This window comes from Streptomyces sp. NPDC005485, from assembly GCF_040606085.1.
In the GTDB taxonomy this organism is placed as follows: Bacteria; Actinomycetota; Actinomycetes; order Streptomycetales; family Streptomycetaceae; genus Streptomyces.
This window is the reverse complement of the sequence record NZ_JBEXDZ010000073.1, coordinates 20,709-43,225: the sequence shown is the minus strand read 5'-3', so window position 1 is coordinate 43,225 and position 22,517 is coordinate 20,709. Positions and strand designations below refer to the sequence as shown.

The 22,517-nt window shown below is 72.4% G+C and carries 19 protein-coding genes; 11 read left to right on the top strand and 8 right to left on the bottom strand.

Annotated elements, in window-relative coordinates; all coding sequences use genetic code 11:
- Nucleotides 1-90 precede the first annotated feature (90 nt).
- The 6 genes from ABZS97_RS23985 to ABZS97_RS23960 form a co-directional block, all read right to left on the bottom strand.
- The gene (locus ABZS97_RS23985; RefSeq protein ID WP_356140374.1) at nt 91-846 is read right to left on the bottom strand and encodes an SDR family oxidoreductase; all 756 of its coding nucleotides are present in this window, start codon (nt 844-846) and stop codon (nt 91-93) included.
- 5 nt (nt 847-851) lie between these two features.
- On the bottom strand, nt 852-2,663 hold the full coding sequence (locus ABZS97_RS23980; protein ID WP_356140373.1) for a glycoside hydrolase family 15 protein: 1,812 nt from the start codon (nt 2,661-2,663) through the stop codon (nt 852-854).
- Nucleotides 2,664-2,764: 101 nt separating this feature from the next.
- Entirely contained in the window at nt 2,765-3,553 is a 789-nt protein-coding gene (locus ABZS97_RS23975; RefSeq protein WP_356140372.1) for an SURF1 family protein, read from the bottom strand.
- A 78-nt stretch (nt 3,554-3,631) separates the two neighbouring features.
- On the bottom strand, nt 3,632-3,865 hold the full coding sequence (locus tag ABZS97_RS23970) for a hypothetical protein (protein ID WP_356140371.1): 234 nt from the start codon (nt 3,863-3,865) through the stop codon (nt 3,632-3,634).
- Between the two features lie 108 nt (nt 3,866-3,973).
- A complete protein-coding gene (locus tag ABZS97_RS23965; RefSeq protein WP_356140370.1) occupies nt 3,974-4,957 on the bottom strand; it encodes a DEDDh family exonuclease in 984 nt (327 codons plus the stop codon).
- 161 nt (nt 4,958-5,118) lie between these two features.
- On the bottom strand, nt 5,119-5,754 hold the full coding sequence (locus tag ABZS97_RS23960; protein WP_356140369.1) for a TetR family transcriptional regulator: 636 nt from the start codon (nt 5,752-5,754) through the stop codon (nt 5,119-5,121).
- A gap of 107 nt (nt 5,755-5,861) precedes the next feature.
- On the opposite strand from ABZS97_RS23960, the gene ABZS97_RS23955 reads away from it, so the two are divergent.
- The 11 genes from ABZS97_RS23955 (at nt 5,862) to ABZS97_RS23905 (ending at nt 20,019) form a co-directional block, all read left to right on the top strand.
- The gene (locus ABZS97_RS23955) at nt 5,862-6,659 is read left to right on the top strand and encodes an acetoacetate decarboxylase family protein (protein WP_356140368.1); all 798 of its coding nucleotides are present in this window, start codon (nt 5,862-5,864) and stop codon (nt 6,657-6,659) included.
- Nucleotides 6,659-7,543: an SDR family NAD(P)-dependent oxidoreductase gene (locus tag ABZS97_RS23950; protein WP_356140367.1), complete on the top strand. Its 885-nt coding sequence runs from the start codon at nt 6,659-6,661 to the stop codon at nt 7,541-7,543. The genes ABZS97_RS23955 and ABZS97_RS23950 overlap by 1 nt, the downstream gene beginning before the upstream one ends.
- An 11-nt stretch (nt 7,544-7,554) precedes the next feature.
- The gene (locus ABZS97_RS23945) at nt 7,555-8,838 is read left to right on the top strand and encodes an amidohydrolase family protein (RefSeq protein WP_356140366.1); all 1,284 of its coding nucleotides are present in this window, start codon (nt 7,555-7,557) and stop codon (nt 8,836-8,838) included.
- Nucleotides 8,835-10,076, top strand: a complete 1,242-nt coding sequence (locus ABZS97_RS23940) for an amidohydrolase family protein (protein ID WP_356140365.1) — start codon at nt 8,835-8,837, stop codon at nt 10,074-10,076. Before ABZS97_RS23945 ends, ABZS97_RS23940 begins: the two co-directional genes overlap by 4 nt.
- A 138-nt stretch (nt 10,077-10,214) precedes the next feature.
- Nucleotides 10,215-15,443 (top strand): caspase family protein, encoded by a 5,229-nt coding sequence (locus ABZS97_RS23935; protein WP_356140364.1) that lies wholly within the window; start codon nt 10,215-10,217, stop codon nt 15,441-15,443.
- A gap of 7 nt (nt 15,444-15,450) precedes the next feature.
- Complete coding sequence (locus tag ABZS97_RS23930) at nt 15,451-15,801, top strand: hypothetical protein (RefSeq protein ID WP_356140363.1); 351 nt, start codon at nt 15,451-15,453, stop codon at nt 15,799-15,801.
- The gene (locus ABZS97_RS23925; protein WP_356140362.1) at nt 15,798-16,412 is read left to right on the top strand and encodes a hypothetical protein; all 615 of its coding nucleotides are present in this window, start codon (nt 15,798-15,800) and stop codon (nt 16,410-16,412) included. The genes ABZS97_RS23930 and ABZS97_RS23925 overlap by 4 nt, the downstream gene beginning before the upstream one ends.
- A gap of 94 nt (nt 16,413-16,506) precedes the next feature.
- A complete protein-coding gene (locus ABZS97_RS23920; protein WP_356140376.1) occupies nt 16,507-17,229 on the top strand; it encodes a VIT family protein in 723 nt (240 codons plus the stop codon).
- 128 nt (nt 17,230-17,357) lie between these two features.
- Complete coding sequence (locus ABZS97_RS23915; RefSeq protein ID WP_356140361.1) at nt 17,358-18,230, top strand: sterol desaturase family protein; 873 nt, start codon at nt 17,358-17,360, stop codon at nt 18,228-18,230.
- Nucleotides 18,227-18,910 (top strand): lysoplasmalogenase, encoded by a 684-nt coding sequence (locus ABZS97_RS23910; protein ID WP_356140360.1) that lies wholly within the window; start codon nt 18,227-18,229, stop codon nt 18,908-18,910. Before ABZS97_RS23915 ends, ABZS97_RS23910 begins: the two co-directional genes overlap by 4 nt.
- 62 nt (nt 18,911-18,972) lie before the next feature.
- Entirely contained in the window at nt 18,973-20,019 is a 1,047-nt protein-coding gene (locus ABZS97_RS23905) for a zinc-dependent alcohol dehydrogenase family protein (protein ID WP_356140359.1), read from the top strand.
- Here the strand turns inward: ABZS97_RS23905 and ABZS97_RS23900 are convergent, their stop codons facing one another.
- Nucleotides 20,020-21,024, bottom strand: a complete 1,005-nt coding sequence (locus tag ABZS97_RS23900; RefSeq protein WP_356140375.1) for a CopD family protein — start codon at nt 21,022-21,024, stop codon at nt 20,020-20,022.
- 110 nt (nt 21,025-21,134) lie between these two features.
- Nucleotides 21,135-22,505 carry a CoA transferase gene (locus tag ABZS97_RS23895; protein ID WP_356140358.1) on the bottom strand — a complete coding sequence of 457 codons (1,371 nt, stop codon included), beginning with the start codon at nt 22,503-22,505 and terminating at the stop codon, nt 21,135-21,137.
- Nucleotides 22,506-22,517 lie beyond the last annotated feature (12 nt).

Sequence of the window (22,517 nt, the reverse complement as noted above, 5' to 3'; positions counted from 1 at the left end):
CTCGTACTGGACGTACTTGGGGCTTCGGCCGGTGCGGCGAGGGTGCGTGCCGGGCGCCGTGGGTGCTGTGCGGGACTTTCAAAACACCCCCTAGAACCCGGCGCGCACACCGCCGTCCACCGGCAGCATGATGCCCGTCAGATACGACGCGGCCGGTGAGAGCAGGAACGCTGCCGCGCGGCCGAACTCCTCCGGGGTGCCGTAGCGGCGCAGCGGGATGCGGGACTCGTTGGCGGCGCGGGTGGCCTCCGGGTCGGCGGACAGACCGTCGAGTTCGCGGACGCGGTCGGTGTCGATGCGGGACGGGAGCAGGCCGATCACGCGGATGCCGCGCGGACCGAGCTCGTCCGCGAGGGACTTGGCGAAGCCCGCGAGGCCGGGGCGCAGACCGTTGGAGATGGTCAGGCCCGGGATCGGCTCGTACACCGAACCGGACAGCACGAAGCCGATCACACCGCCCTCGTCGAGTTCCGCCGCGGCGGTGCGGGCCAGCCGGACGGCTCCCAGGAAGACGGACTCGAACGCGGCCGTCCACTGGTCGTCCGTGTTGTCGGCGACGAACCCGGGCGCCGGGCCGCCGACGCTGATCAGGATGCCGTCGAAGCCGCCGAAGTGCTCACGCGCGGCCGCGATCAGCCGGGCAGCGGCCGCCGGGTCGGCGTTGTCCGCGGCGACACCGACAGCGTTCGGGCCGAGCGCGGACGCGGCGTCGGTGACGCTCTTCTCGTCCCGCCCGGTGATGATCACCTTCGCGCCGTCGGCGACGAGTTCACGCGCGGCGGCGCTGCCCAGGCCGCGGGTGGCTCCCGTGACGACGTACACACGGTCCTTCAGTCCAAGATCCATGGCCCCTATCCTGCCTTCTCGGCGTCGTCGGCCCCATCCTGCCCCTCCCCGTGGAAGAGGGCGAGGGCCGTGTTCACCAGGCCGATGTGGCTGAACGCCTGCGGATAGTTGCCGAGTTGGCGGCGGCCGACCGGGTCGTACTCCTCCGCGAGCAGGCCGACGTCGTTGGCGACGCCCACCAGACGGTCGAACAGCTCGCGGGCCTCCTTCGTGCGGCCCGTCATGTGCAGCGCGTCGGCGAGCCAGAACGAGCAGACCAGGAACGTGCCCTCGCCGCCCGGCAGCCCGTCGATCACCGTCTCGTCCGTGCTGTAGCGGCGCAGGAACCCTTTGTGGCCCAGTTCCTCGCGCACCGCGTCGATGGTGCCGATCACCCGCGGATCGTCGGGCGGCAGGAAGCCGACGCGCGGGATGAGCAGCAGCGCGGCGTCGAGCTCCCGCGAACCGTAGGACTGCGTGAAGGTGTCGCGCTCGGCGTCGTAGCCCCGCTCGCACACCTCGCGGTGCACCTCCTCGCGCATCGCGCGCCAGCCGTCCAGGTCGCCGTGCAGCTTCGGATTGTCCTCCAGGGCGCGGACCGCGCGGTCGGCGGCCACCCACGCCATCACCTTCGAGTAGACGAAGTGGCGCCGTCCGCCGCGCACCTCCCACAGCCCCTCGTCCGGCTGCCGCCACGCCGTGCGCAGGAACTCCAGGAGGGCGCACTGCAGCCGCCACATGTGCGGCTTCACGGACAGGCCCGACTCCCGGGCCAGCGACAGCGAGTCCATGACCTCGCCGTACACGTCCAACTGCAGCTGGTTCACCGCGTCGTTGCCGACCCGGACCGGGGTCGAGTCACCGAAACCGGACAGCCACGGCAGCTCCTGCTCGGGAAGACGGCGCTCACCGGCGAGCCCGTACATGATCTGCAGGTCCGCCGGGTCGCCCGCGACCGCGCGCAGCAGCCAGTCGCGCCAGGCCTCGGCCTCGTCGTGGTAGCCGGCCGCGAGGAGCGCGCCGAGGGTGAGTGTGGAGTCGCGCAGCCAGCAGTAGCGGTAGTCCCAGTTGCGGACGCCGCCGAGTTCCTCCGGGAGGGAGGTGGTGGGGGCGGCCACGATGCCGCCGGTCGGCACGTAGGTGAGGGCCTTGAGAGTGATCAGCGAGCGGACGACGGCGTCCCGGTGGGGCCCGTCGTAGCGACAGCGTGCCGCCCACTCCTGCCAGTCCTCGACACTGGCGCGCAGCGCGTCGTAGGGGTCCACGAGCGGTGGGCGCGGCTCGTGCGAGGGGTGCCAGGTGAGCACGAAGGCGACCTTCTCGCCCTCGGCGACCGTGAACTCCGAGTGGGTGCCGAAGTCCTTGCCCCAGGTGTGTACCGCCGGCTCACTGCGCAGCCACACCGAGTCCGGGCCCGCGACCGCCACCCGGTGACCGTCCGACCTGCGCATCCACGGCACGATCGAGCCGTAGTCGAAGCGCAGCCGGAGCGTGCTGCGCATCGTCACGCGGCCGCTGAGCCCTTCCACCACGCGTACGAGGTCAGGGGTCTTGTCGCGCTGCGGCATCAGGTCGGTGACGCGGACCGCGCCCTCGTCCGTCTCCCACTCGGAGTCGAGCACGAGCGTGTCCGGCCGGTAGGCGCGCCGGGTGCACGGGCCCGCTCCCTTCGGCGCGATCCGCCAGTGGCCGTTGTCCTCGTCGCCCAGGAGCGCCGCGAAGCAGGCCCCCGAGTCGAACCGCGGCAGACAGAGCCAGTCGACGGAGCCGTCGCGCCCCACCAGGGCCGCCGTCTGTTCGTCGCCGATGAGCGCGTAGTCCTCGATGCGTCGATGCACGAGTGCCGGGTTCCCTGCGGCGGGCGGCGGCAATCCGCCCGGCGGCCGGGCGGGTGAGGCGAAGGGGCCGGCTGCCGGGGACGCGGGGAGTTGTTGCGACGTCAGACGGCGACGGGAGCTTCCGCCACGACGTCCTTCGCGGCGGCGGCCTCGCGGTCCCGGCGCTCGCGGCGGACGAGAACCACCCAGCCCACGGGCACACCCGCCGAGAACAGCCACCACTGGATCGCGTACGCCATGTGCGGGCCGATGTCGCTGTGCTCGGGGTCGGGGATCAGCTCGGGGGAGTCGCCCTTGGACTCGGGTGAGGTCTGCTCGATGTAGCCGCCGAGGACCTGCTTGCCGAGCGACTTGGCCTGCTGGGCGCTGTTGATCAGCATCACCTGGCGGCCCGGCAGGCCCTGGATGTTCTTGATGCCGCTGTCGGCGCTCGTCTCGTCGGCCATCAGCCGCCCGGTGACGGTGATCTCACCCTTCGCGGGCTTCGGGATCTTCGGGAACGCCGTCTGCGCGCCGTTCGCGGGGATCCAGCCGCGGTTGACCATGAGCACCCGGCCGTCGTCCAGGACGAACGGGGTCAGGACGTGGAAGCCGACCTCGTCGTCGGAGTTGGTGCGGCGGCGTACGACGACCTCGTGCGCGGTGTCGAAGGTGCCCTTCGCACTCACGCGGCGAAAGAGGTCGTCGTGCCTGATGTGGTGCCCGGGGGAGGTGAGCGACTCGGCGGGGACCGGCTTCGCGGACAGCGAGTCGGAGATCACCTTGTTCAGAGCGACCTTGTGCTCGTGCCGGTGCAGCTGCCAGAAGCCCAGTCTGATCATGGTGGGGATCAGCAGAAGCGTCACAAGGGTGAGGATCACCCACTGCCGGGACAACAGGAAGCGGTACACCCCATTGACGGTACTCGGCGCGAATCGGCTCCCGACGGGAGGGTCCCGCCGGGAGCCGCGGGCCCGCTTTCGCGGGGCTCACACCTTGTCGATGATCCCCACCTGCCCCTCGGCCCGGGCGCAGTGCGCGCCGCAGTACCAGTGGCCGTCGACCTCGACTCCCTGGCCGATGACCTGGACGCGACAGTGCTCGCAGATGGGGGCCATCCGGTGGATCGCGCAGGAGAAGCAGTCGAAGACGTGCACCGCGCCCTGCGCGTGCACCTCGAACGTCATGCCGTAGTCATTGCCGCATACTTCGCATCTCGCCATGCGCCACAGGGTGGGGTGCCGTGGCGGCCCGGGCGAGTGGGCGCCGGGCGAGTCGCCCGGCAATCACCCGTACGTCCGTCAGCGGGAGCGTGTCGGCCGCCGCCCGTGTCAGGTGCCCGACGCCGGGGCCACGTCCCGCAGCAGCTGGCCGAACGCCGCCTCGTCGAGCACCGGGGTCCCGAACTGCGCGGCCTTGACCACCTTGGACGTACTGGAGTCCGGGTCGTTCGTGACGAGGAGGCTGGTCAGCCGGGACACGCTCGTCGCGACATGCAGTCCGGCCTCGACGGCGCGGTCCTCCAGCAGTTCGCGGTCGACCGAGGTGTCTCCGGAGAAGGCGACGCGCATGCCCTGCTTGAGCGGTTTGCCGTCTTCGTACCGCCCTGGGTTGGGGTAGGGGCATGCGGGGCGTTTGCGGGAGGCACGCCAACTGGTCGGCCGATACCCCCCGGAGGACTGCTGCCCGATACGCGGGGAGGTGCTGTCGGACCACTCCTTGAGCGGCAGGCACTCGAGGAGCGGCAGCCGTACCCCGCCCTGTGCGGCGGCGCGCAGGCTGGGCCGGAACGCCTCGGCGAGCACGCGCGCGTCGTCCAGCGCGTGGTGCGCGCGCTGCTGGACGACGCCGAAGTGCGCGGCGAGCGACTCCAGCTTGTGGTTGGGCAGCGGAAGCCTCAGCTCCTTGGAGAGGGCGATCGTGCACAGCCGTTGCCGTACCGGCGCCTCGCGCTGTGCGCGTGCGTACTCACGGGCGATCATCGACCAGTCGAAGACCGCGTTGTGCGCGACGAGCACACGGTCCGCGAGCCGGCCGGCGAACTCCTCGGCGATGTCCTGGAAGAGGGGCGCCCCTTCGAGCACGTCGCTCGTCAGACCGTGGATCCAGACCGGGCCCGGGTCCCGCTGCGGGTTGACCATCGTGTACCAGTGGTCCTCGACCTCGCCGCGCGCGTCCAGCCGGTAGACGGCGGCCGAGATTATCCGGTCGTCCCGGGCCAGGCCGGTGGTCTCCACGTCGACGACCGCGTACCCCTTTGGATACGCGGCCGGCCAGGAGGCTGGGGACGCTGCGGTCGTCAGGTCTTCGAGCATGGTCCCTGAGGATACGGGCCACGACTGACAGCCCGGTCGCCGCCGTCCTCGAACGGGGGACCTTCGCGGCACGTCGGACGGCCACGCGCGCGTGGAGCCCGCAATGGTGCCGGAGCACCGCCGAGTTGACGGCCCGCCCGGGAGACAGGCGCGTCCCGGGCTCAGGACGGTGACCTCGGCCCTGCCCCGAGCAGCGACTCCACCAGCGCTCGTACGGCGACGGTGAACAGCCTTTCCTGGTCGACCGGGCGAGCCAGCGCGCGGGCCAGGGCCCCGTCGTCCTCGGCCGTGCCCGCGTCCCACAGTTCCTCCTCGGCGGGCCGCTGCACGGGTGCACGCTCACGGTTGCGCTCGACCAGGACGAAGCCGACGACCTGGAACTGCACGGCCCGTACGGCCTCGGCGGCGCGGGCGCCCCGCAGCCCCGCCGCGTGCACCTCGTGCACCAGGGCCTGCTGCGCGGGCAGGAACATCCGCTCCGTCAGACCGCGCTCGTGCACCATCGCGACGAGATGCGGATGGTCGCGCAGCCGCCGGCGCAGGGCGCGCGCCACGGAGACGACGCGCTGCGCCGGTGTGCGCCCGGCGGGGCGGATCTCGCCGAGGTCGGCGACGGTCCGCTCGACGAGCGCGTCGAGCAGGGACTCACGGTTGCCGACGTGCCAGTAGATCGAGGTGACGGCGGTGCCCAGCTCGGCGGCGAGCTTGCGCATCGTCAGGGACTCGGGGCCGTGCTGCTTCACCAGGCTCGCGGCGGTCTCCAGGACCTCTTCGCGGGTGAGTGCCGGTCTTGCCATGGTGCCCCCAAGTCTCGCTCGTGCACGCGTATTTACCCATCGCGCACTGTGCTGTAACTCTGTTACAGACCCCCGGCGAGAGGCACGACCTACGAAGGGCGGCACACATGGCACGAGTGCGGTACGGCGCGCGGACCGAGGCGGAGATCGCCGCCGCGCGCACCGCGAGCTCCAGGCTCCCCGACATCTGGTCCACCGGAGTGGTGGCCGTCTGGGAGAGCGATCCGGACGCGGTCGCGGCGGTCCTGCCGCCCCCGCTCAAACCCGCCGGGCGTCCGCTGGTGCGGGTGAACATCAGCAGGGTCGACCTGCCCGGATACCCGCTGGGCGCCGGTTCGTTCGGCGTCGCCGCCCGGCACGACGGCGTCGAGGGCTGGTATCCGCTGGTCATGCCTATGACCCACGAGCGGGCCCTGATCGGCGGGCGCGAGGTCTTCGGTGAGCCCAAGAAGCTCGGTGAGGTGACCGTGGAGCGCGACGGCCTCGTCGTACGCGCCGCACTCGCCCGGCACGGCATCGCGTTCGTCGAGGTGCGCGGCGCGGTGAGCGGGGCCCTGCCGCTGCCCGAGCCGACGCGCAAGACCGACTTCTACTTCAAGTTCCTTCCCGCGGTGGACGGTTCGGGGTTCGACGCCGACCCCGTCCTCGTGCACTGCGTGCGCAACGAGAAGGTGCGCAAACTGGAGCGCGTCACCGGGGACGTCGTGCTGCGCGAGTCGATGTACGACCCGGTCGCCGACCTCCCCGTACGCGAACTCGTCGAGATCACCATCGGCGAGAAGACCACCGACCAGCAGGGCAGGGTCGTCGAACGGGTCAGCGGGCAGGCCCTGTTGCCGTACATCCACCAGCGCTACGACGACCCGCAGCAGATCCTCGACGGGCCGCCCGCGGGGAGCGCCTGATGGACCTTCGCGAAGGGCGTGTCGCGGTCGTCACGGGTGCCGCGAGCGGTATCGGACTCGCCATGGCGCGGCGGTTCGCCGCCGACGGGCTGAAGGTGGTCCTCGCGGACGTCGAGGAAGGCGCGCTGGAGAAGGCCGCCGCGGCGCTGCGCGAGGACGGAGCCGTCGTGCACGCGCGCGTGGTGGACGTCGGGGAGCGCGCGGAGGTCATGGCGCTCGCCGAGGACGTCTTCGACCGGTTCGGCGCGGTGCACGTGCTGTGCAACAACGCGGGCGTCGGCTCCGGCGCGGAGGGCCGCATGTGGGAGCACGACCCGAACGACTGGAAGTGGGCCTTCGCCGTCAACGTCTGGGGCGTCTTCCACGGCATCCAGGCCTTCGTTCCGCGGATGATCGCCTCGGGAGAACCGGGCCATGTCGTCAACACCTCGTCGGGCGACGGCGGGATCGCCCCGCTGCCCAGCGCCTCCGTGTACGCCGTCACCAAGGCGGCCGTCGTGACGATGACCGAGTCGCTGTACGCGCACCTCAAGGCGGAGGACGCGCGCGTGGGCGCCTCCGTGCTCTTCCCGGGGCCGCACATGCTCCGCACGGGCCTGTGGGAGTCGCACCGCAACCGGCCCGAGCGCTATGCGAAGGAGCGGCCGCGCAGGACCCCGTACCGCAGCCTCGGCCAGTGGGAGGCGGCGATGCGGGAGGCGGGCCACGAAGTGCGGTTCACGCCGGTCGAGGAGGTCGCCGACCTGGTCGCGGACGGCATCGCGGCGGACCGCTTCTGGCTGCTGCCCGAGAGCGAGCACAGCGACCGGCAGATCCGCGCGCGCTCGCAGTCGATGCTCGACCGGGCCGACCCGTCGTACCTGGAGAACTTCATTCTGGACTGAGGAGGCAGGCGATGACCGTGCAGGACCCCTATCTGATCATCTCCTCCGACTGCCATGCCGGACTGCCCACCGAGGAGTACCGGCCCTACCTGGACGCCCGTTTCCATCGGGACTTCGACGACTTCCTCGCGGGGCGCGACCGCCGCCGCGAGGAGATGACCCGCCTGGGCATCAGGAACGAGGCGTTCGCGAGCAAGTGGTTCCACGACAACGAGGAAGGGCTGCGCGGTGGTTGGGACGCCGCGCAGCGTCTCAAGGAGCTCGACGGCGACGGGGTGGCCGCCGAGGTCGTCTTCCCGGACGCCGACGCCGTGGACAGCCGGACGGCCGCCCCGTTCGGCGTGGGCCTCGGCCTCTCCGGCGACCAGGACCCCGACCTCGGCATGGCGGGCGCCCAGGCGCACAACCGCTGGCTCGCGGAGTTCGTCGGCCAGAACCCCGAACGGCACTGCGGTGTCGCCCTGTTGCCCGTCACCGCCGAGCCCGCGCGTGTGGTCGCCGAGGTCCACCGGGCCAAGGAGTCGGGCCTCGGCGCCCTGATGATCCCCTCCATGTGGGTCGACAAGGAGCCCTACCACGACCGCCGTTACGACCCCGTGTGGGCGGCGGCCGCCGAGTGCGGGATGCCGGTTCTCACCCACTCCGGGGCGGCGCCGCGCCACGAGTACGGCGACCATCTGGGCATCTACGTCAGCGAGGTGACCTGGTGGCCCGCCCGGCCGTTGTGGTTCCTGCTCTGGTCCGGGGTCTTCGAGCGGCACCCCGGCCTCAGGTTCGGTGTCGCGGAGTCCGGTTGCTGGTGGCTGCCGAACCTGCTCTGGTTCATGGACCGCCTCTACCTGGGCGCGCACGGCGGAAAGAAGCTGTCCCCCTTCGCGGAGCTGAAGCGCCCGCCGCACGAGTACCTCGACCGCCAGATCTTCATCTGCGCGACCAACACCAAGCGCCGCGAGCTGGCCCAGCGCTACGAGATCGGCGTCGACAACATCCTCTGGGGCAGCGACTTCCCGCATCCCGAGGGCACCTGGCCCGACACGCGCGCGTGGCTGTCGCGCACCTTCCACGACATCCCCGTCGCCGAGACGCGCCGGATGCTGGGCCTCGCGGCGGCGGACGTCTTCGGCTTCGACACGCAGAAGCTCGCGCCGCTGGCCCGCCGCATCGGCCCCACTCCGGACGAGCTCGGCCAGAGCGCCGACCAGAGCGCCGTCGAGGCGTCCTGGGCGCGCTCGCGCGAGGTGGGCCGCCACTGGCTGACCGACCACGACTTCCCGGTACTGGGGGCGAGTTCATGACCGACCGCTACACGGTGATCTCCGCGGACTGCCATGCGGGCGCGGACCTGCTCGACTACAAGCCGTATCTGCCCAGGCGCCACCACGACGAGTTCGACGCGTGGGCGGCCACCTACGTCAACCCCTACGAGGACCTGCTCGCCGACACGGCCGACAAGAACTGGAACTCCGAGCGGCGCCTCGCCGAGCTGGAGCAGGACGGGATCGTCGCGGAGGTCGTCTTCCCCAACACGATCCCGCCGTTCTTCCCGTCGGCCTCCCTGATGGCGCCGGCGCCCACGGCCGAGGAGTTCGCGCTGCGGTGGGAGGGGCTGCGGGCCCACAACCGCTGGCTGGCGGACTTCTGCGCGGCCGCGCCGGGCCGCCGGGCGGGCGTGTTCCAGATCCTCCTGAACGACGTCGAGGAGGCCGTGAAGGAGATCCGCCGGGCCGCGGGGACGGGCCTCAAGGGCGGGCTGCTGCTGCCCGGCACACCGCCGGGCTCGGGGCTGCCGGAGCTGTACTCGGCGGCGTACGACCCGATCTGGGCCGTCTGCGCCGAACTTGGCGTGCCCGTCAACCACCACGCGGGCTCGGCCTCGCCGCCCCTCGGCGACGAGCCGGCCGCCCGCGCCGTCTTCATGGTGGAGACCACCTGGTTCTCGCACCGGGCGCTGTGGCACCTGGTGTTCGGCGGCGCGTTCCGCCGCCATCCCGAGCTGAGGCTGATCCTCACCGAGCAGGGCTCGGGCTGGATCCCCGGGGTGCTGGACATGCTGGACTACTACCACGGCAGGCTGGTCGCGGCCGCCACGAAGTCCTCCGCCGCCAAGTCCTCCACCGCGGAGTCGAAGTTCGGCGCGGGCCTCGCCGACTCCATGGGCAAGGGCCCCTCGCAGGTGTGGCGCGACAACTGCTTCGTCGGCGCCAGCTTCATGCGCCCGCACGAGGTGCCGCTGCGCGACCGCATCGGCCTCGACAAGATCATGTGGGGCAGCGACTACCCGCACGACGAGGGCACCTACCCGTACTCCCGCGAGGGCCTGCGCATCGCCTACGCCGGCCTGCCCCGCGAGGAGATCGCCGCGATGGCCGGCGGCAACGCGGCCCGCGTGTACGGCTTCGACCTCGACCTCCTCGACCCGATCGCGGCGAAGGTCGGCCCGACCGTCGAGGAACTGACCGAGCCCCTGGAGGAACCACCGCCCGACGCGACGAGCCCGGCGTTCGCGAAGGGAGGGTCGGTACGGGTCTGGTGACCCAGCCGAAGTCACTCCGGCTCCGCCCGAAACCGCTTCACCATGCGGGAGTTGTAGGGCGGAACCGGTGATCCTCAGGCCCTGTCTGTGCCATCCTGACCTGCGTCGCGGACGGACCGACGGGGGAGGCGGCCGAGTATGGGGGAGAGCAGGCGGGCGCTGATCGTGGCGGTCCCGCAGTACGAACTCTCCGACCACTTCGAGGACTTGACGCAGACGGTCGGCCGGGACATCGAGCTGATGACCCAGGCGCTGCGCTCCTCCGGATTCAGCGTCGAGCTCATCGGCGCGACCCCCGACGAACCCGCCCTGCGTTCGCGGATCCGCAGCACCATCAGCCGGGTCTGCGCCACCGCACCGGAGGACGGCACGGTCCTCATCCACTTCACCGGGCACGGCCTGTCGGTGGGAGGCGCCGACTATCTCGTTCCGGCGGACGCCCAGTTGACCTGGGCGACCACACCGCCGCAGGTCGCGCTCGACAGCCTCATCGGACTCGATCTCGCCGAGCTGCTGCGCGGCTGCCGTGCCGAGACCGTGCTGCTCACCGTGGACGCCTGCCGCGACAGCGCCGACAGCGCCTCGTACGGCGGCCCCGCCACGAACTTCCCCGCCTGGCGGGACCGGGTCGCCGTGCTCTTCGGCTGCGGACCCGGCCAGACCTGCGGCTCCGACGAGGCACTCGGCAGCCACTTCTCACGCGCTCTCGCGGACGCCCTGCACGCCGACACCTCTCCTCGCACGGTCGCCGACGTCATCGCCCACACGATCCGCAGGACCACCGAGTTCGCCCGCGCCGCCCGGGAGGAGCAGACCCCCACACCGCACTACGCGCCGAGCGGCCCGGCCGCCATCGGCGATGCGGAACTCTGCGCGGGCCGCACCCTCCAGGAGGAGTGGACGGTGGCGGTTCGCGACCCCGAGCTGTGGGCGGCGGTCGACTGCGACGACGCACGTCGCGGGGAACTCCAGCAGGCTCTGGTGCGGTTGTCGGGGGAGTGCGCGCGGTGGCGGGCGACCGCCCTCGCGGAGGTGCCGGACCCCTGGGCGGACGACGACTACCCCGTGCGGGTCCTGGCGCGCGGGCTGAGGCCGCTGATCGCGCCGTCGCACACCCAGGGCGGTCCGCTCCTCGGGGCGGGCGAGTTCGCGGTGCTCGCCGCGGCCCCCTTCGTACGGGAGGCGGTGTACGCCATGGGGGTCAAGAGCGTGACCGCCGTGGCACCGTTCCGGCTCGACCCGGCCGTCGGCGACGCAGCACGCGAACCCGAGCGAGTGGACCTGGAGCACACCTTCGCCGCGCACGCCCTGCTCTGGCGCAAGGGCCGTGAGCTGGCGGGCCGCGGCCGCGACGAGGACGCCGGGGCGGTCGCCGCCTGGCTCCTGCACCGGCACGTCAGCGCCAAGGAGGAGCTGTGGGACACCTACGCCCCCCAACTGCTCGCCCCGCTCGCCAAGGCACTCATCGGCGCCGCCGCGGCCCCCGCCCGGATCGGGGAGCTCACCGACGAACTCGTGCGCGTCTGCCGGCAGACCGCGATCGCCCCCGCCCAGCCGTACCAGGGAGAACGGGACACCGCCGACACCCGCTGGCGCCTCGATGAACTCGTGCGCCCGGACGGGGCGGTGGAGCGGTGGCGCCCTCGTGAACTGTCCTGGCTGATCGGGGTCGCGGGCCTGCTCGGCGGAGATCTGCGGCAGCTGCCCGGCGTCCTGGTCGACAACATCGGTATCACCGACGGGCTGCTCCCCGCTCAAGCCGTCGCGAGCGTACGGGAGTTGCGCTGGGCCCGGGACCGCCTGAGCAAGTCGCTGGACCTGGACCTGCCCTGCCCGCACCCCGCCGTCCACGCCGCCCTGGAGGCACTGACAGGCTGGACCGACGGCGCCGTGCAGAACATCCGCCGGCATGTCGGCCCCGCCGAGCCCGCGGAGCTCCTCGTCCACCTGCCGGACCGGGTCACCTGCGGCAGACTGCGCCCGCAGTACGACATCAGCACCAAGGGTGACGCCTACGGGGTGCCTCTGATGCGGTTCGGCCTCGCCGAGGACGAGATGCGTGAACTCCTCATGGGCACCCGCCTGTACGGCGACCGCGCCCTTGCCCTGCGGGAGCTGTACCAGAACGCGCTCGACGCCTGCCGCTACCGGCAGGCCCGGCTGCGCTACGGGAAGGCGGCCAGGAAGATCCCGTACGGCTGGGAAGGCGAGATCGTCTTCAGGCAGGGCACGGACGACGCGGGCCGCCCCTACGTCGAGTGCGAGGACAACGGCGTCGGCATGGGGCACGAGACCCTGCGCGGCACCTTCTCGCGGGCGGGCCGCCGCTTCGAGCAGTCCCGCGAGTACCGCGCGGAACAGGCTCGCTGGCGCCGGGCCGACCCGGACCTGAAGATCTACCCCAACAGCCGTTTCGGCGTGGGCGTCTTCAGCTACTTCATGCTGGCCGACGAGATCAGCATCTGGACCCGGGCCACCGACGAGTACGGGCGCGCGGACGCCGGCGGCGGACTGCGGGTCGACATCGCCTCCAGCGGAAGCCTGTTCCGGATCAGGAAGAGCGAGGACGCCCAGCCGGGGTCCGGCACCCGCGTACGCCTCTACCTCCAGGCGGACGACGTGGACGCGGCCGAGGAACTCGGCAAGCACATCTGGCGCTCGGACTTCGCGATGCGGGTGGAGCGCGACGGGGAGATCCGACGGACCTGGCAGGAGAAGGCCCTCTACTACTTCGGCGACCACACCGGGCCCGTGGCGGCCGGGCCGGACCTGTGGTGGGTGGAGGGGAAGGGGTGCCTGCTGGCGGACGGGGTGCAGGTGAATCCGGGCGCGATGGTCGAGTCCGACGCCAGTGCTCGGGACTGGCTGCGCGATCGGGAGCGCACGTGGTACTCCAGAGACGAGAACGCGCTCGACTGGCACCACAAGGGCGGACACCCCTTCGGCTGTGTGGTGGACCTCCGGGAGACGCGCGCACCCGACATCACCACCGACAGAAACAGGATGCTCGCCTACGACGAGGCCTGGGTGGACGGCCGCATCCAGGAAGCCTGCGCGCACTTCACGGCACCGGAGTGGCTCACCCTGGAGTGGCTGTGGGCCTTCGCCACGATGCACCCCCGCGGTGTGGAGCGGCTGACGGAACGGCTGCTCGCCGCCGACGCGCGCGTCACGTGCAGAATCGGTTGGAACAGAGTCCACACGATCGACTTCCGCCGGATCGGCTGCTTTCCGTCGGACGCGAGCGTGGTGGCGCTCCGGGACGAGACCGGCCACTCCATGCGGCGCAGCTTCCACACGACCGACGCGGTGACGGCCTGGCGGGCCGCCGTACTGCGGTCGGAGGGCATCCCCCTGGGTGGGGACGCGTCGAGTCTGCCGATGCCGGAGTCGGTCGAGGGCTATCCGCAGCCGCAGGCGTGGGAGTCCCGACGGATCACGGAGGGCTTCCGCGTTCACGACGAGGTGCGCAGGGCGGCGTTGGCACCCCCTCAGGACGGCGTGCTCACCCTGGGGGGTGCCGTGCGGCGGCTGCGGCGGTATGCCATCACCGGACTCGAACTGGCTCCGCCGGCCGACGTCGACGCGGCGCACCGCCTGACGCTGGACTCCGTCGACTGCCGGATCCTCAACGGGAGCGCCTACCGGGAGGGTCTCCTCTCCCCGAACCGCTTCGAGACGGGCGGGACGGTGGTCTCCATGCTCAAGATCTTCAGCACGGACGCGGAACTTCCCTTGGGCGAGGCCTTGAAGAGAGCCCGGCGTTTCGCGGCCGGAGGCTTTGCGCTGGCCATCCCGCAGACCGTCGCCGAACCTCCGGCCGACGAGATCGCCACCGCGCGCGATCTTCACGTGCTGTCCTGGCATCCTCGGATCTCCTCGCGCAGCCAGGAGGAGGCCGAGAACGCGCCGTCGTGGGCGGAGTACGAAGAGGTCGTGCGCCGGTACGACTGGCTCGGGCTGTCTCCGGAGAGGCTGCCCGGACAGTCCGTCGAGGCTCGGTCACCGGCTCCTTCGGAGGGGAGCCCGGAGGTCGAAACCTGGCCGATGGAGGAAAGGGAGGAGTTTCACCGGATCTTCGGAGTCAGGCCCTATGGCGGTCCTGACAACCTGTCGCTCCGTCAACTGGCCCGTGCCTCCGGGGCATTGGGCGTGACCCTCGCAGAGGTGGTCACGCGGTACGCCGATGTCTTCGCGCAGCGAGAGCTGCGCACCCCGGATCTCGGCGATCTGGCCGACCGGACCTTCACCCGCCTCGACAGCGATCTGCTCGGCGCCGCCCTGAGCGAAGTGATCTCCACCCATGACACGGATACCAGGACCTGCCCTGCTCCGTTGTTCGACACCGCCCTCGCCGTGCGCAATGTGCAGGCGCCCACGGAGGAGGTGTCGAAGAGCCTCGGCAAGCTCGCCGGCCTCGGTCTCGTGCGGCCCGACGCATCGGCACTCGTCGAGCGCTGGCTCGCCCTGCCGGCCGGCGACTGGGCACTCTTCCCGGGGGGCGACTCCCTGCAGGGAACCGGCTACGACCACCGCGTCATGGGGGCAGCCCGTCCGGCCGTCGACGGAGGGATCGACGTGCGGTACGCCTTCGTGATGGCGGCGTCCGCCAGGATGACGATCGGTTCCGTCGCGGCGAGACTGAACGCCCTCGGCCCCCTCTTCGGGCTGCACACCTCGGCGCTGGTCCTGCCGTCCGAGCCGTCTCCCGACACGGTGCGGCCGACCGCGGCGGACGTGGCGGCCTGCTGTATCGATTCGTACCCGCAGTCCGATTGGGCAGCCCCCAGCCCCGCCCGTCTGGTGGCCCATGCCCTCGCCGACGACCGCACCCTCGGCGAGAGCATGACCATCCTGAGCCGTTACGCACCTCTGGGCGCTCAATGGACCGAACCCGAGGACCGTGACGGGTCCGGCAGCTGGCGCGAACATCGGCCCACCGCGTGCGACACGGCACTCTTCGGAAAGGACCTGGTGGGCGGCCTCACAGCAGGCCCCCTCGAACTGCTCCGCGTCGCCGCCAGGTTCGGCTGGCGGATCGACCGGGCGTGGGACCGGCTGGCGCTGTACCGCCCCTTCGGGCTGGAACTCCTCGTGGGCCGCCCGGAGTTCGACACCGTACCGACCTGGCAGGACCTGATCCTGCTGACCGAGCACTACACGGGCGGCGCGCCGCCGCTGAGCGGAGCGGTGACGGCCCGGCGCATCGCCGTCACGGCCAGGGAGCTGGAGCGGACGACAGGCTGGGTCCACGACAGACTCACGCTGTACGCGCCGCTCTTCGGTCTCGAGGTGCCCCGCGACTTCCCCGCCGAACCGGCCGCCACGCCGGCCCCCGAGCCGCCCTACCGGGCCGACGCCGAGTGAGGACCCCATGCCCGACCACGAACCGACCGGCTTCCGCGAACACGAGGCGACCGTCCGGGCCACCGACGACTTCACCGTCGTACGGTCCGACGACGGCCGCTGGTACACGGTGACGGGCCCGTGTCCGACCTGCAGGGCGACCGTCGTCTTCCGGGTCGCGTACGGAGTGCTGGGACCGTCCAAGCACAAGAGGCGCTGGGGCCGCCGAAGCGGCCCCGAACCCCTCACCGGCACCATCCCCGTGTACTGCCAGTGCGGTTACCCCCACGCGGACAAGCCGCCGGAGTCCCCCGACACGGGCTGCGGCGCCTTCTGGGACGTGGCCGTGCCCGCGCCCGCCCCGGGCACGGCCACGTGACCGACCTCGCCAGGAAGCGGTTCGCCCAGCTCGGGCAGCAGCTCCAGTACGACCAGCTCGGCACCGTGCGGCGGCAGGCCGAGGGCTGGCGCAACGGGCTGACCGGGCTCACCGGACTCGTCGGCGCGGTCTTCGTGCTCAAGGGCCCGGAGAGCGTCACCGGGATGCCGGACGTATGGCGCTGGACCACCGCGGCGCTGCTCGTCCTTGCCTTCCTGCTCCTGCTGTCGGGAGCCCTGTGCGCGGTGCGTGCCGCCCACGGACAGCTGGGGCAGCAGAGCTGGCTGAGTGGGGACCGGCTCTTCGCCGCCGTCCTCGACGAGGTCGAGCGGACGCAGGACGCGCTGACCTCGGCGCGGCGCCGGTCGGTCGTCGGGCTGTGCGCGATCGTCGCCGCCGTCGCGGTCACCTGGGTCGTGCCGGCCGAGGACCCCGCGGACTCCACGGGTTCCGGGCCCTACGTCCTGGTGGACACGGTCGCGGGTGTCCGGTGCGGGGAACTGGTGCTGAGCGACCGTCAGGCGGTGGAGCTCAGAACGGGCCGGGGGAAGAAGTGGCACAGGATTCCTGCCGGACAGGTCCGTTCCGTGACTCCGGTGGACGGCTGCTGACCGGGTCGCGCCCGGGCACCGGCAGATGTCGGCGTGGTCCGCTGCCCCGACCCGCCCGGGGTGAGACCCTCCCCGGGTGAGCGATCAGGCACCCATGAACGGTTCCCCGAGTGGGCCGCCCCACGGCGAGGCCCACGCCGGCACCCTCGGTGCGCGGCTGAACTGGCTGCGGGCCGCGGTCCTCGGCGCCAACGACGGCATCGTGTCCACGGCGGGACTCGTCGTGGGCGTGGCCGGAGCCACCGACGACCGCTCCGCGCTGCTCACGGCGGGCCTCGCGGGGCTGCTGGCGGGCTCCATGTCGATGGCGGCGGGGGAGTACGTCTCCGTGTCCACGCAGCGGGACTCGGAGATGGCCGCGCTGGCCCTGGAGCGTCGGGAGCTGCGGGAGCAGCCGGAGGCGGAGCTCCTGGAGCTGACCGGGCTGCTGGAGGACCGGGGGCTGTCGCGGGAGGTGGCCCGGGAGGCGGCGCAGCAGCTCACCGAACGGGACGCGCTGCGGGCCCACGCGCGCGTGGAGCTCGGCATCGACCCCGACGACCTCACCAACCCGTGGCACGCGGCATGGGCGAGCTTCCTGGCCTTCACCGTCGGCGCGCTTCTGCCCCTGCTCGCGATCGTGCTCCCGCCGAGCGGCTGGCGCCTGCTTGTCACCGTGGTCTCGGTCCTCGCCGCCCTCGTCGTCACCGGGTGGGTGAGCGCGCGGCTGGGCGCGGCCGAGGTGCGGCGCGCGGTGCTGCGCAACGTGGCGGGCGGGGCGCTGGCCATGGGGGTGACGTATGCGGCCGGAGCGCTGCTGGGGGCGGCGGGGGTCTGAGTGCGTGTACGGCCCGGGCATTGCGGGGCCGATTGGCGGAGATCACCAACAAGCAAGCGCGTACCGCCGGTAATACTTGTGGGTAACAACGTCTAGCCGCGGCCGACCGGCGGCTCTACGGTGCATCCATGCCCAACCTCCCCGACGTCGTGGTCTGGTCGATACCCGCCTTCGTGCTGCTCACCGTCATCGAGATCGTGAGCGTCCGGATCCATCCCGACGAGGAGGACGCGGGGTACGAGACGAAGGACGCCGCGACCAGCGTCGGCATGGGGCTCGGCAGCCTCGTCTTCGACTTCCTGTGGAAGATCCCGATCGTCGCGATCTACACGGCGGTCCACGAACTGACCCCGCTGCGCGTCCCGGTCCTGTGGTGGACCGTCCCGCTGATGCTCCTCGGCCAGGACTTCTTCTACTACTGGTCCCACCGCGGGCACCATGTGATCCGCATCCTGTGGGCCTGCCACGTGGTGCACCACTCCAGCCGGAACTTCAACCTCACCACCGCCCTGCGCCAGCCCTGGACCACCTGGACCGTCTGGCCCTTCTACGTCCCGCTGATCGCCCTCGGGGTGCACCCGGCCGCGCTCGCCTTCTGCTCGTCCACGAACCTCGTCTACCAGTTCTGGATCCACACCGAGCGCATCCACAAGCTGCCCCGGGCGTTCGAGTTCGTCTTCAACACGCCCTCGCACCACCGCGTCCACCACGCCTCCCAGGGCGGCTACCTGGACCGCAACTTCGGCGGCATCCTCATCGTCTGGGACCGCCTCTTCGGGTCGTTCGTCGCGGAGACCGAGCGGCCGGTGTACGGGTTGACCAAGAACATCGCCACGTACAACCCGCTGAGGGTGGCCACCCACGAGTACGCCGCCATCGTCAGGGACGTGAGGAAGGCCGCGAGCTGGCGCGAGCGCGCGGGGCGGGTCTTCGGCGGTCCGGGCTGGCGGCCGGCGCTGGCGGCCGCCGTGGAGCAGCCCGTCACGGAGCCCGTCGCGTGAACCCACGCCACGCGCGCGTGCTGCTCGTCGCCTTCGGCGTGGCCGCCGCCGTGGACCTGGTCTCGCTGGTCGCCGGATTCACCCCCGGCCACCTCGTGGCCAAGCCGCTCCTCATGCCCCTGCTCGCGCTCTTCGTCGTCGCAGGCGGCGGACCCCGACTCCTTGTCGCCGCTCTCCTGTTCGGATGGGGCGGCGACACCCTTCTGCTCTCCGACGCCGACCCCGCCTTCCTCGCCGGGATGGCCTCCTTCGCGGCAGGCCACGTGTGCTACCTCGTCCTCTTCCGGCGGACGGCACGCGGGACGGCACGCGCGCGTGCCCCCTGGTTCGTCGTCGGCGCTTACGGCGTGGCCGTCGTCGCCACCGTCGCCCTCCTGTGGCCCGGCCTCCCCGCCGGACTGCGCGTCCCCGTCGCGGGCTACAGCCTGCTGCTGACCGCGATGGCGTACGGGGCCACGCGGCTCGGCCCAGGGGGTCTCGGCGGAGCCCTCTTCATGGTCTCGGACACGCTCATCGCCACCGGCGTCGCCGACTGGCCACAGCTCCCCAGGCCGGACTTCTGGATCATGCTCACGTACACCGCCGCCCAGTACCTGCTGGTCCGCGGGGTGCTGGGCGCCCTCGGCGCGCGACCCGCGCCGGCGGCGGCGTACGGTGAGATGCGCTCAACCACCCCCTGAGCGCATCTCACCGACGTCCGCACGAGAAAGACCCTCGTGCACCGCACCAGAAGGACCCCGCCATGCGCGCCACCACCATTCACGCCCCGTTCGACATGCGCGTGGAGGACGTGCCCGAGCCCGAGGTGCGGGAGCCCGGCGACGCGGTCGTGCGGGTGCTGCGCTCGTGCATCTGCGGCAGCGACCTGTGGGCGTACCGCGGCGAGGCCGCACGGAAGCCGGGCCAGCGGATCGGGCACGAGTTCCTCGGCATCGTCGAGGAGACCGGCTCCGAGGTGTCGGCCGTCCGGCGCGGCGACCTGGTCGTGGCGCCGTTCATGTGGTCGGACGGCGTGTGCGACTACTGCCGCGAGGGTCTGACCACGTCCTGCGAGCACGGCGGCTTCTGGGGCTCCGTCGGATCCGACGGCGGGCAGGGCGAGGCCGTGCGCGTCCCCTACGCCGACGGCACGCTCGTCCGGCTGCCCAAGGACGCGGCCTCCGACGACCACATGCTGGCGGCCCTGCTCACCCTCTCCGACGTCATGGGCACCGGGCACCACGCCGCCCTGGGAGCGGGCGCCCGGCCCGGCGCGACCGTCGCCGTCGTCGGGGACGGCGCCGTCGGCCTGTGCGCCGTCCTGGCCGCCAAGCGGCTCGGCGCCGAGCGGATCATCGCACTCGGCCGCCACGAGGTGCGTACCGACATCGCGCGCCGCTTCGGCGCCACGGACGTCGTCGCCGAGCGGGGCGACGCGGCCGTCGAGGCAGTCCGCGAACTGACCCGAGGACAGGGCGCGCACGGCGTCGTCGAGGCGGTCGGCACCGAGCAGTCCATGCGGACGGCCGTGAACATCACCCGCGACGGCGGCGCCATCGGCTTCGTCGGCGTGCCGCACGGCAGCGGCACCGGCCTGGACCTGGGCGTGCTCTTCGACCGGAACATCGCCCTGCGCGGCGGCGTCGCGCCGGTGCGCGCGTACATCCCGGAGCTGCTCCCGGACGTCCTCGACGGCACCATCGACCCGTCGCCCGTCTTCGACCGGACCGTAGGCCTCGAAGAGGTCCCCGAGGGCTACAAGGCGATGGACGAGCGCACCGCGCTCAAGGTCCTGGTCGCGGGCAGCTGATCACGACCAGCGGATCGGCAGCGGAAGCGCCGTCAGCAGCGCCGAGACCGCGACGACCAGGCCCAGCGCCACCACCTCCGCACGGGCGGGGGAGCAGGCGCTGAGCGGGTCGGGCGCGCGGCGCAGACGGACGCGGGCCCACAGCGCGAGAACGGCGACGGCGGCCACGAGGAGCACCTTGGCGAGCAGGGTGCGCCCGTACGCCGTCGTCGTCAGCTGATCCACGACCGTGCTCGGCGGCATCCGGCGCAGCGCGCTCCACAGACCCGTCGCCGTGATCGCCGCGAGGAGAACGACCGCCACGCGCGCGTAGAGCCCCAACAACGCGGCACCCGCCCGCCCTCCGCGCCACTTCCGCAGCATGCGCAGCACGTACAGCAGTCCACCCGCCCACAGCGCCGCGCAGGTGACGTGAACGAGCGTCAGGCCGGAGCCGACGAGCGGACCGTGCTCCGTCGGCGGGTGCGCGCGCAGCGCCTCCGCGGCGGCCACCGCGGCCAGCGGCCACACCTGGGTGCCGGGCCGTCGCGAGGCCGCGCACAGGCCGGCCGCCATGAACGCGTTGACTTCCAGCAGCGCCAGCTTCCCGTCCCGGGTCCGGTAGAGTCCGCCGACGTCGATGTCGGAGAGCTGGTGCGGCAGCAGGTTGCCGGTGGCCACGACCGAGGCGAGCCCCAGCGCGGCCACGAAACCGGCGGCGGCCGCGTAGACCGCCCAACTGCGCGGCGCCTGCTCCCGGGGCGCGTCCGGCACCCGGCGGGCCAGCCGGGTCACGAGCAGCTCGCCCGCGGGAACGCACAGCGCGGCGAACAGGACCAATCGCAGCAGGGCGATCCCGCCGACGCCCGGAGCCGCCGCCTCACCCGTCCCGTGCAGCGCGGCGCGCGGACCGAGCAGCGGGATCAGCGCGGCGAGCCCCACCAGGGCGAGGACGGCGACGGCCCGGACGGCACCGGTGTGCCGCCCCGCGTCGTCCGCGTCGGCCGCCTCGGCGGTGGGTCTCATCAAGGTCACCCCAGGATCTTCACCAGGCGTCACAGATCCGGGCAAGTGCAGGGAAACAACTGGCGGAACGGCATTCCGCCCATTCGTACGTTTCCGGCCCGTCCCGTGACTCAGCCCCAGCGCGCGGAATCCGCTCCCAAGGCCCCCGGCGGCCGCGCCCAGTCGACCGGCCCGCCCTCGAACGAAACCGGCGGAAGGGCGTACCGAAGCCGCCCCAGCGCACTGTCCCTCTCGGCGAGCCAGGCATCCGGTCCGGCGTGGGCCGCATCGCCCACGCCCTGCCGCTCCACCCCGTTCAGCAGCCAGTGCGCGGTCCGCGCAAGCGCCAGCCGTACGACCCGACTGTCGCCCTGCTCCAACTGCTCGGTCAGCGCGCGCAGCACGGCTGCCGCCAGCAGATAGCCCGTGCCGTGGTCGAGCGCCTGGGCGGGCAGGGCGCCCGGCTGCTCCGGCGTCCCCTCGATCGCCGCGATACCGGTGGCGACCTGCACCAGACTGTCGAACCCCCGCCGCTCGGCCCACGGTCCGTACGCGCCCCAGGCCGACAGCTGCGCCACGACCAGGCCGGGACGGCGCTCGGCCAGCGCCTCGGGCGAGAGCCCGAACCGGTCCAGTGCGCCCGGCCGGTAGCCGGTGACCACCACGTCGGCGGTGGCGAGCAGTTCCTCGAAGGTGCGCCGGTCGGCCGCCAGGTCGAGGGCCGCCGAGCGCTTTCCGAAGCCCGTGTCCGCGTGCTGGTCGGGGAGTTCGGGCAGCCGGGGCGCGTCCACCCGCAGGACGTCCGCGCCCAGCAGGGCGAGGGTGCGGGTGGCGACCGGGCCCGCGATGACCCGGGTCAGGTCGAGGACGCGCACTCCGGCGGCGGGCAGCAGCCGATCGCCGCCGATCGGCGCGAGCACGCGCGCGTGGGCGGTGCCCAGCCGCTCGTGCTCGATCAGCGGCCGGTCGGCCACCGCGACCGCCTGCTCGTGCGCCGCCCACTCCTTGGCCGTACGCAGCGCCACCGCGAGGCCCCCGGTGGCGTACACGGCGTCCTCCACGTCCTTCGCGGGCCGTTCCGCGAGCGCGGCGGCGACCGTCTCCACCGAGGCACCGGCGGACAGTCCCAACGCGTCGAGGAGCCGGGCGCGATGGTGCGGATAGTTCGCGTGCGTGCGCACCCAGCCGTCCGCGGTGCGCCAGAAGCGCGACAGGGGCGCGAAGGTCACCGGCGCCCGCCCGTCGATCTGCAGATGCCGCTCGCTGACGAACGCCGTGGCAAGGGCCCCGTCGTCGACCCGTACCTCGGGCACCTGCGAACGCCCGGCCCGCCGCGCCGCGAGCTCGGCCGCGGCCAGCGTGCACGTGCCCACGCAGGCCCGGGCCAGTTCCCGTACGGGCAGCCGGGCGTCGAGCGCCCCCTCCCGCACGACCGTCGAGACCCGGGACGGCAGTGCGGGGTCCCCGCCCAGCACGGACCACACGAACTTGATGTCAGTCATGACAGCACTATG